9 protein-coding genes are annotated in these 9436 nt (G+C 72.9%); 7 read left to right on the top strand and 2 right to left on the bottom strand.

What is annotated here, in order from left to right; all coding sequences use genetic code 11:
* The first annotated feature begins 225 nt into the window (after window positions 1-225).
* A complete protein-coding gene (locus ACFY60_RS01035; RefSeq protein ID WP_388607846.1) occupies window positions 226-1506 on the top strand; it encodes an AAA family ATPase in 1281 nt (426 codons plus the stop codon).
* Window positions 1503-2135, top strand: coding sequence for a hypothetical protein (locus ACFY60_RS01030; RefSeq protein ID WP_388607848.1), 633 nt, complete (start codon window positions 1503-1505; stop codon window positions 2133-2135). The genes ACFY60_RS01035 and ACFY60_RS01030 overlap by 4 nt, the downstream gene beginning before the upstream one ends.
* 3 nt (window positions 2136-2138) lie before the next feature.
* Here ACFY60_RS01030 and ACFY60_RS01025 read toward each other — a convergent pair whose 3' ends face one another.
* Together ACFY60_RS01025 and ACFY60_RS01020 are read right to left on the bottom strand one after the other, a co-directional pair.
* Entirely contained in the window at window positions 2139-2384 is a 246-nt protein-coding gene (locus tag ACFY60_RS01025; RefSeq protein WP_388607849.1) for a DUF397 domain-containing protein, read from the bottom strand.
* Window positions 2381-3208, bottom strand: a complete 828-nt coding sequence (locus ACFY60_RS01020; RefSeq protein WP_388607851.1) for a Scr1 family TA system antitoxin-like transcriptional regulator — start codon at window positions 3206-3208, stop codon at window positions 2381-2383. The genes ACFY60_RS01025 and ACFY60_RS01020 overlap by 4 nt, the downstream gene beginning before the upstream one ends.
* A 112-nt stretch (window positions 3209-3320) precedes the next feature.
* On the opposite strand from ACFY60_RS01020, the gene ACFY60_RS01015 reads away from it, so the two are divergent.
* The 5 genes from ACFY60_RS01015 to ACFY60_RS00995 all read left to right on the top strand — a co-directional run bounded on the left by ACFY60_RS01015 (window position 3321) and on the right by ACFY60_RS00995 (window position 9425).
* Window positions 3321-3725 carry an ATP-binding protein gene (locus tag ACFY60_RS01015; protein WP_388607852.1) on the top strand — a complete coding sequence of 135 codons (405 nt, stop codon included), beginning with the start codon at window positions 3321-3323 and terminating at the stop codon, window positions 3723-3725.
* 214 nt (window positions 3726-3939) lie between these two features.
* Entirely contained in the window at window positions 3940-6039 is a 2100-nt protein-coding gene (locus ACFY60_RS01010) for a phosphocholine-specific phospholipase C (protein ID WP_388607854.1), read from the top strand.
* Window positions 6040-6225: 186 nt separating this feature from the next.
* Window positions 6226-8469, top strand: a complete 2244-nt coding sequence (locus tag ACFY60_RS01005) for an MMPL family transporter (RefSeq protein WP_388607856.1) — start codon at window positions 6226-6228, stop codon at window positions 8467-8469.
* Window positions 8447-9010: a GNAT family N-acetyltransferase gene (locus tag ACFY60_RS01000; protein WP_388607858.1), complete on the top strand. Its 564-nt coding sequence runs from the start codon at window positions 8447-8449 to the stop codon at window positions 9008-9010. The genes ACFY60_RS01005 and ACFY60_RS01000 overlap by 23 nt, the downstream gene beginning before the upstream one ends.
* Before the next feature lie 220 nt (window positions 9011-9230).
* Window positions 9231-9425, top strand: coding sequence for a hypothetical protein (locus tag ACFY60_RS00995; RefSeq protein WP_388607860.1), 195 nt, complete (start codon window positions 9231-9233; stop codon window positions 9423-9425).
* Window positions 9426-9436: the final 11 nt, after the last annotated feature.

The raw sequence follows: 9436 nt of genomic DNA, 5'->3' as shown, positions 1-9436 counted from the left end.
GGCGCCGGGCGCTATGTTAAGGCACCTCTGCGGGCTTTGGGGGGGCGCCCGGGCGGGGTCACCGGTTTCTGGCCGGGGGGGGGGCCCGGGGGGGCCCCCCCCCGGGCGGGCGGGGGGGGGCCCGCCCCGTGTCGTACGGCGTGCGTCCACGTGGCCGGGAGAGCCGTCGGGGTTAGGGTGAGGGGGCCGGTGCCGGCCGCGGAGACATGAGGAGCAGAGCCCAGGATGATCACCCAGATCCGGATCGACGGCTTCAAGTCGTTCCGCCGTTTCAGCCTCGACGTGCCGCCGACGCTGATCATGCTGGGTGCGAACGGGGCGGGGAAGTCGAACCTTCTCGACGCCCTTCGGCTCGTCGCCGGGACGGCGGACCGCGGATTCGAGGAGACGGTCCGCAAGGACCGGCGGCTGGCGCCCGTCGACCTGTTCCACCGTGGCCAGGGGCAGGAACTCCGGGAACTGACCATCACGGTCGGATCGCTGGTGGCGACCCGCTACGGACCGCTGCCGCTGCGTATCCGGCTCTCCGTGACGCGCCTCGGATCGGGCCGGGTCGCGCTCGGGCGCAACTGCGGTGTCTGGGTCAGCAGGCTCCACCAGCCTGACTGGATGGATCGTATCGGCCTGGACGAGGGGGAGCAGAGGGCCGTGGCCCGTGCGCGCTCGGAATTCGTCGGGCACGAGAGCGAGTTCGTGCCCTTCCACGGTCCCCTGGGCAGCGCCCTGTCCGTGGAGGATGAGGAATCCGTACGAACCGCCGGGAACGACGCCCTCCTCGAGGAGCCGGGCACGGAACTGCGTTTGCTGGCCGCGCGGGAATGCGCGTCGTGGGCACCCTTCCTCCTCGACCCGGCGGCTCTGCGCCGGCCGTCCCCCGCCTTCGTCCACGGCCGGCTCGACGCCGACGGCGGGAACCTCGCCGAAGTGCTCCACCGCGTCGAGGAGCGTCCGCCGCTCTGGCGCCGGTTCGTCGCGGACATGGCGGCGCTCGTCGAAGGGGTCGAGGACGTACGGGTCCTCTACGACGAGCGGCGCCAGGAGTACGACTTCGAGGTCGCCTTCAGCAATACGGGGTGGCTGTCGCCGCCCACCCTGTCCGACGGCACGCTGCGCATGGCGGCCCTGCTCGCGGCGGCCGCCGACCCGGCCTGGCCCGGGGGGATGACCGTCGAGGAGATCGAGAACGGAATGAATCCCGAGCGTGTCGCCGAGCTCGTGCGCCGGCTTCGGCGCGGTACCGGTGTGACGCCGGGGGCGTCCGCGTACCGGCAGCTCATCGCCACGACCCATTCGCCGGCCCTCCTCGGCGCGCTCAAGCACGACCTGTCCGGCAGCCTCGTCTTCCTGGAGCAGGCGGACCGGGTCGATCCGGCCGACGGGACCATCTCCCGTGCGACCGTGGCCAGGCCGCTGCGGGCCTTCGACCCGGAACGGGCGCCGGGCGAGAGTGTGTCTCCCGAGCAGGTGGAGCGACTCCTGCGGAAGTTGAACAGGGGCGGGGAATGAGGACGTTGCTGCCGGGGCTGCTCGTCGAGGGCAGCGACGGGCCCTATCTGCGGAGCCTGGTCGAGCGGCAGCTCGAAGAGCTCCTCCTCGCGAGAGGCGGGCAGACGGTGGACGTCCTGCGCTGCGAGGTCTCCCCGGTCCGCTCGAACGACCGGCCGGACCTGGTCCTGGCGGCGGCCGAGGAACTGGCGGCCGACTGCGACATCGTCTTCGTCCACGGCGACCAGGACGCCCTGGAGGCCCGCCGGAAGCTGGTCGCCGCGCTGGAGCAGCGGCGGGCCGAAGCCCCGCGCGCCGGGGTGTCCGTCCCGCTGGTGCCCGTCCTGATGACCGAGTCCTGGATGCTGGCCGACCGGAAGGCCCTGGAGTCCGTGGTGGGCGAACTCGCGGAGTACCCGTATCCCGGACCGGCGGCGGTGGAAAAGCGGATGGCACTCAAGGGCGGCAAGAAGCTGACCCCCAAGGAGGTCTGGAAGACCCTTCTCGGGAGCGACGGGCCCGAGGTGCTCCACGACGGCGCGGAACTGCTCGTGCGCCGGACGGACCTCGCCGTGCTCGCGCAGGTTCCCTCGTACCGGACGTGGTGCGAGGACACCGAACGCGCCCTGCGCGAGCGGCGCTTCCTGTAGTGCTCAGGCGGCCGTCCCGGTGACGAACGCGCTCCAGGCGGTGGGGGAGACGGTGAAGAGGGGACCGGTCTCGCCGAGCTTGGAGTCCCGGACGTGGACGGCGGCGGGATGGGCGGCCACCTCGACGCAAGCACCGCCCTCGCTGCCGCTGTAGCTGGACTTGCGCCAGTCGTAGGCGACTTCGAGGCAGGCGCCACCCTCGTCGCCGCTGTAGCTGGACTTGAACCACGAAAGTGCTGCTGCGCTCATGTCACTCCTGCCAGACGTTCCAGCAGGCCCATGGTGTCCTCGGGCGTCAGGGCCTGTGACCGCAGCATTCCATACTTGGCCTGGAGGATGCCGACCTCGTCGGGATCGTCGATGAGGAAGCTGACCCGCTGCCCCTCGATGTAGGCGACGTGCTCGTGGTCGGGCGTTTCGAGCAGCACCATGGGCCCGTTCAGTCCCGCGTGCCGCGTCCGTGTCTTCGGAATGATCTGGAGGCCGAGGAAGGGGAGTTCGGCCATCTCGCGCAGATGGAGGAGCTGCCCGCGCAGCACCTCCCGGCCGCCGATCGGCCGCTCCAGGATGGATTCGTCCAGCAGGAAGGACATCATCGGCGGCCACGGCGTCTGCTGGAAAATGCCCTGACGGTCGAGCCGGTCCAGCATCCGGTCCTCGGCCTCCTGGGGAGTGAGCGGCGGATAGAGGCAGTCGAAGACCGCGCGGGCGTACTCGGGCGTCTGGAGCAGGCCCGGGACCACCCCGTTCTCGTACCAACAGAGGCTCAGTGCCGTCGCCTCCAGCTCGATGAACTCCTGCACGAAGGCCGGATACCGCTCCTTCTTCGGCGCCTTGCCGACCGCCACCGCCAGCGCGCCGCCGGTGTTCAGCAGGTCGTCCAGCTCACTCGCCAGCTTCAGCCGCAGAGCCCGCCGCCCCTGCTCGATCGACCCCAGGGTCTCCAGCCCCACGCACGCCTGCGCGGCCAACTGCGGCTGGGTCAGCCCCGCCTGCCTCCGGTAGAGCGCCACGAGGGCGCCGACCACTTCCCACGACGGGACCTTCTTCCTGGAGTTCGTACCGCGTTGCATGAGCGGTGCTTCCCCGCGCCGAACGGACGCGACGCATTCCGGACCCGTACAAAGAATTTGTACGGGATCACGCCCTGGGGCAGGTGGGGCACGAGGCGTCACCGTGATCGCCATGAACGACCGACTCCCTTTCTTCCGCGAGGCGTTCTACCGCCGAGAGCGCCGATCCGTGCCCCTCGCACGGGAGTTCACCCGCAAGGCCCTGGCCGACTGGGGACTGGACGCCCGCGCGGACGACGTACTGGTGTGCGTCAGCGAGCTCACCACCAACGCCCTCCGCCACGGCGTCCCGCCCGGCCGCGGCTACCGCCTCCACCTCTTCCTGGAGCGCCCCGGCCCCCTCCGCGTCGAGGTCCACGACAGCGGCGACGGCACCCCCGCCCTCCGGGCCCCGGAGGGCGAGTCCGGCCGGGGCCTCCACCTGGTCGAGGCCCTCGCCGACCGCTGGGGCGTGGGGGAGCGGAACCCCGGCAAGATCGTCTGGTGCGAGTTCACCGACGCGGCGGGTGAGGGTTAGACCCCGCCGGCCACGCGGTCCACGTCCCCCCGCCCCCCTGCCGCACGGCGGGCGGGCGTGGCCGGAAGTCGCTTGGATTCCCGTCCCGACCTCATGGACGTTCACCACGGCGCCCCCGTCAGGTCTTCTCCCCGTCATTCCGGCTCACTACCGTCCCCGGCGAACCATCCAATGGCTCGAAGGCGAACCATTGGCCGTCGACTGGAGGTCGGTCGTGTCAACCGAGATGTCCCGCAGAAGGCTCCTCGCACTGGGCGGAGGCGCCCTCGGCGCCGCCACGGCAGGTTCGCTGCTTCCGCCGTCCCTTCAGGCCGCGATGGCCGCGGAGCCGCCGGCGGGCGGTCTGGCGGCCGTTCGGCACGTGGTGATCCTCATGCAGGAGAACCGTTCCTTCGACCACTACTTCGGCACCCTCCGCGGCGTCCGCGGCTTCGGCGACCGCAACGCGATCGAGCTGCCCTCCGGCACCTCCGTCTTCGAGCAGCCCGCCGGGGCCGGCCGCACCGTGCTCCCCTTCCCGGTGCGCGGCGCCGCCGAGACGCAGAAGAAGGACCTCCAGTACATCGGGGATCTGGACCACTCCTGGAGCGGCGGCGCCAAGGCCTGGCGCGGCGGGTGGATGGACGGCTGGGTGTCGGCCAAGACCGCCGCCACCATGGCGTACTACGACCGCCAGGACATCCCGCTGCACTACGAGCTCGCCGACACCTTCACCGTCTGCGACGCCTACCACTCCTCCGTCCACACCTCGACGAGCCCGAACCGCAACCACCTCTGGTCCGGCTGGACCGGGTACGAGGCCGACGGCAGCCGGGCCGTCACCAACGCCGCGTACGCCGAGGGCACCCACCCCGGCTACGGCTGGTCCACCTACGCGGAGCGCCTGGAGGCCGCCGGGCGCAGCTGGAAGACGTACACCGAGTGGGAGAACTTCACCGACAACAACATCGAGTTCTTCACCCGCTTCAAGAAGATCGCCCGCAAGGCGCTCGCGCGGACCGGCGGGCACACCTTCATGGAGTCGTTCTACGCCGCCGTCCGCGAGACCGCCGACCCCGCCGAGCGGGCGAGGCTACTCGGCCTCCTGGAGGAGGGCGTGGCGACCCTCACCGACGCCGAGCGGTCCCTCTTCGAACGGGGGCTCCGCCGCGTCGAGACCGGCACCCTCGCCGAGGCCTTCCGCGCCGACGTCGCCGCCGGCACCCTCCCCGAGGTGTCCTACCTCGTCCCCTCCGCGATCGACTCCGAGCACCCCGGCTCCTCCTCGCCGATCGCCTCCGCCACCCTCGTCCACAAGGTGCTCGACGCCCTCGGTTCACACCCGGAGGTCTGGCGCCACACCGTCCTGCTGATCAACTACGACGAGAACGACGGCTTCTTCGACCACGTGCCGCCGCCGGTGCCGGGCGCCGACGACCCCGCCGGGGAGGCCGAGCGCTGGAAGGGCCTGCCCGTCGGCCTCGGCGTCCGCGTGCCGCTGCTCGTCGTCTCGCCCTGGTCGATCGGCGGCTACGTCTGCTCCGAGACCTTCGACCACACCTCGGTGATCCGCTTCCTGGAACGCCTCACCGGTGTCGAGGAACCCAACATCACCCCCTGGCGCAGGAACGTCACCGGCGACCTCACCTCCGCCTTCGACTTCCGCCGCCCGCGCCGGCAACCGCCCGTGGACCGGCCCGGCCCGGTCCCGCCGTTCACCGGCCGCTGGCGCCCCCGGCCGCCCGCCGTCCAGTCGATGCCCGCGCAGGAGCCCGGCGTCCGGCCCGCCCGCCCCCTGCCGTACCAGCCGGACGCCTCCGCCACCGTGGCGGACGGCTCGGTGCGGATCGCGCTCAGCAACCGGGGGAGGGCGAGCGCGCACCTCGCCCTCTACCCGTACGCGGGCGAGTTCGCCGTCCCGCAGCACCGCGACGTCCGGGGGACGAGGGAGTGGCGGGTCCCCGTGCCGGGGGACCGCTACCGCTTCACGATCACCGGGCCCAACGGCTTCCGCCGCGAGTTCGAGGGCCCGGCCGCCGGCGGCGCCGAGCTGACCAGCCGCGTCGACCACCACGACCGCGACCTCCACCTCACCCTCCGCGCCACCGGGGACGCCCCGGCCTCCTTCACGGTCCGGCCGCTCGGTTACGTCGACGAGGCCGACCTCGGCGACTGGACCCGCACGGTCACGGTGAAGCCCGGGAGGACCCGTACCGTCGTGCACTCCGCCGCCGACGCGCACGGCTGGTACGACCTGGAGGTCACCGGCCCGGACGGCTTCCGCCGCCGGCTCATGGGGCACATCGAGAACGGCCGTCCGAGCGTCTCCGGCTGAGCCGCGCCCCCGGGCGAGCGGGGAGGGCCGGGCGCGGAGCCCGGCCCTCCGCCACCGCTGTGAGGATCGACACGAAACGGGCAAATGATCTCCCCGGGCTGCGACAGTTGGCCCCACACAGGTCATGCGTTCTTCTCCACGGGCCGTCCCCGGTGAAGATCCACGAACCACCAGGGAGCACGTCCTTTGGCAGCCATCGCCCGGTGGTGCATCCGGCACCGCCTCGTCGCCGTCCTCCTGTGGCTTCTCGCCCTCGCCGGGGCCGGGACGGCGGCCGCCTTCGCGGGCAGCGCGTACTCCAACGACTACGAGGTCCCCGGCACCGAGTCCGGCCGCGCCACCGCCCTGCTCGAACGGGGCTTCCAAGGCCTCGGCGGCGACACCGACACCATCGTCTGGCACACCGACCGGGGCAGCGTCCGCGCCGACGCCGTCGCGCAGCACGTGTCCGGCATGCTCGACCGCGTCGCCGAGCTCCCCGGCGTCGCGGAGGTGACCTCCCCCTACGGGCCGCACGCGGGCCCCGGCCGGATCAGCGAGGACGGGCGCACCGCGTACGCCACCGTCACCTTCCACGCCCAGGCCGACGACATCCCCCTCACCCAGGCCGAGGCCCTCGTCTCCACGGCCGAGGCCGCCCGCGCCGACGGCCTCCAGGTCGAACTCGGCGGCAGCGCCGTCGCCCTCACCGAAGCCCCCGAGGGCCATATCGCCGAAGCCGTCGGCGTCGCCGTCGCGGCCGTCGTCCTCCTCCTCGCCTTCGGCTCCCTCGCCGCCGCCGCGCTGCCCATCGCCACCGCCCTGGTCAGCGTCGGCATCGCCGCCTCCGGCATCGCGCTCCTCGGCCACGTCATGACCGTCGCCGACTTCGCCCCCATGCTCGGCATGCTCGTCGGCCTCGGCGTCGGCATCGACTACGCCCTCTTCATCGTCACCCGGCACCGCAAGGGCCTCAAACGCGGCCTGTCCGTGGCGGAGGCCGCCGAGACCGCCGTCGCCACCACCGGCCGGGCCGTCGTCTTCGCCGGGGCCACCGTCTGCATCGCCCTGCTCGGCATGCTGATCCTGCGGCTCGGATTCCTCAACGGCGTCGCCCTCGCGGCCTCCCTGACCGTCGTCCTCACCGTCGCCGCCTCCGTCACCCTGCTGCCCGCCCTTCTCTCCTTCACCGGCCTGCGCGCCCTCTCCCGGCGCGAGCGGCGGAACCTCGCCGAGCACGGCCCCCAGCCCGAACTCCCGACCGGCTTCGCCGCCCGCTGGTCCGCCTTCGTCGAGCGCCACCCCAAGGCCCTCGGCGCCGTCGCCCTGGCCGTCATGGGCGTCCTCGCGCTGCCCACCCTCTCGCTCCACCTCGGCACCTCCGACCAGGGCAACAACCCCGCCGCCGCCACCACGCGCAAGGCGTACGACCTGCTCGCCGAGGGCTTCGGACCGGGCGTCAACGGGCCGCTCACCCTCGTCGCCGGGCTCGACGGCGCCGACGACCGGGTCGCCCTCGACCAGCTCCCCGCCGCCCTCACCGCCACCCGGGGAGTCGCGTCGGTCTCCCCCGTCACGTACAACGGCCCCGGCGACACCGCCGTCCTCACCGTCGTCCCCGACTCCCCGCCCCAGTCGCAGGCCACCAGCGACCTGGTCGACCGGCTCCGCCAGGACGTGCTCCCCACGGCGGAGGCCGGCACCTCCCTGGAGGTGCACGTCGGCGGCCTCACCGCCTCCTACGACGACTTCGCCGAGATCATCGTCGGCAAGCTGCCCCTCTTCGTCGGAGCCGTCGTCGCCCTCGGCTGTCTCCTCCTCCTGCTGGCCTTCCGCTCGATCGGCATCCCGCTCAAGGCCGCCGCCATGAACGTGGCCGCGGTCGCCGCCGCCTTCGGTGTCGTCGTCGCGATCTTCCAGTGGGGCTGGGGGAGCGAGGCCCTGGGCCTCGGCAGCGCCGGGCCGATCGAACCGTTCCTGCCCGTGATCATGGTCAGTGTCCTGTTCGGTCTCTCCATGGACTACCAGGTCTTCCTGGTCAGCCGGATGTACGAGGAGTGGCTGGAGACCGGTGACAACCGGCGGGCGGTCCGGGTCGGCCTCGCCGAGACCAGCCGGGTGATCAACTCCGCCGCGGTCATCATGATCGCGGTCTTCCTCGCCTTCGTCCTCTCCGGGGACCGGGTGATCGCCATGTTCGGCATCGCGCTCGCGGCGGCCGTCGCCCTCGACGCCTTCGTCCTGCGGACCCTGCTCGTCCCGGCGCTCATGCACCTCCTCGGCGGCGCCAACTGGTGGCTGCCCCGCGGGCTCGACCGCGTCCTGCCCCGGATCAGCATCGAACCCCCCGAGTGCCGGGCCGCCGACGGCGCGCGTGCGAAGATCGTCACGCAGCGCACGACGGTCCCGACCACGGAGGACAGAGACGATGTTCGCGATACCGCTGGGTGACGACGGCGCCGAACTGAGGCCCCTGGAGCCCTGGCAGGCCGAGGAGTTCCTCGCCCACATGGACCGGGGCCGCGAGTTCGTCGGACGGCACATCGTCCTCCCCGACGTGGTGCACGACCTCGACTCCGCCCGCGCCTTCCTCCGCTCGTACGCCGAGAAGGCCGCCGCCGACACCGGCCGGATCTACGGCATCTGGACCGACGGCACCCTCGTCGGCGGCGTCCTCTTCCGCACCATGGACGTCCCGGGCGGCACCGCCGAGGCGGGCTGCTGGCTGGAGCCCTCCGCCGCGGGCCGGGGCCTCGTCACCCGGGCCTGCCGGGTCATCATCGACTGGGCCGTCGAGCAGCGCGGCATCCACCGCGTCGAGTGGCTCGCCTCCGCCGAGAACGCCGCCAGCATCGCCGTCGCCCGCCGCCTCGGCATGACCAAGGAGGGCGTCCTGCGCGAGAAGTACCCGCACCGCGGCGCCCGCGCCGACACCGAGGTCTGGGCCGTCCTCGCCCCCGAATGGCGCGCCGCGCGGACGGCGGGGGCCTGAGCCCGGAGGGCGTACGGGGAGGGCGGCCCCCGGGTCTCCGCCCGGCGCAACCGGTTCCCGGGGCTTCCGCGGCCGCCGCCTAAGGCATCCCCAGGGCCGCGTCTAAGACCCCCGGCGCCCGCCGGATACGGCACTCTCCCGATGTGCCGGCACCCCCTGGGACACGACAGTGGAGGCGTCGCCCCGAGCGGCACCACACCTCAGGAACCAGGGAGTGCCCGTGTACGCCTACGAAATGCACCGCGTCCACCACGCCGAGCTCGTCCGGGAGGCCGCCGCCCGGCGACTGGCCCACGAGGCCGGCGCCGCGCGCCGGGGCCGCCGCCTCTTCGGCCGGCGGTCCGGCGGCCCCGGCCCCGGGCCCGGAGGGAGGGTGAGCGACGGTGACCGCGACCGCTTCGCCCGGGCCGCGTGACCCGTACGAGT

It is taken from the genome of Streptomyces sp. NPDC012827, from assembly GCF_042900905.1.
In the GTDB taxonomy this organism is placed as follows: Bacteria; Actinomycetota; Actinomycetes; order Streptomycetales; family Streptomycetaceae; genus Streptomyces; species Streptomyces gulbargensis.
This window is presented reverse-complemented; position numbering and strand designations above follow the sequence as displayed.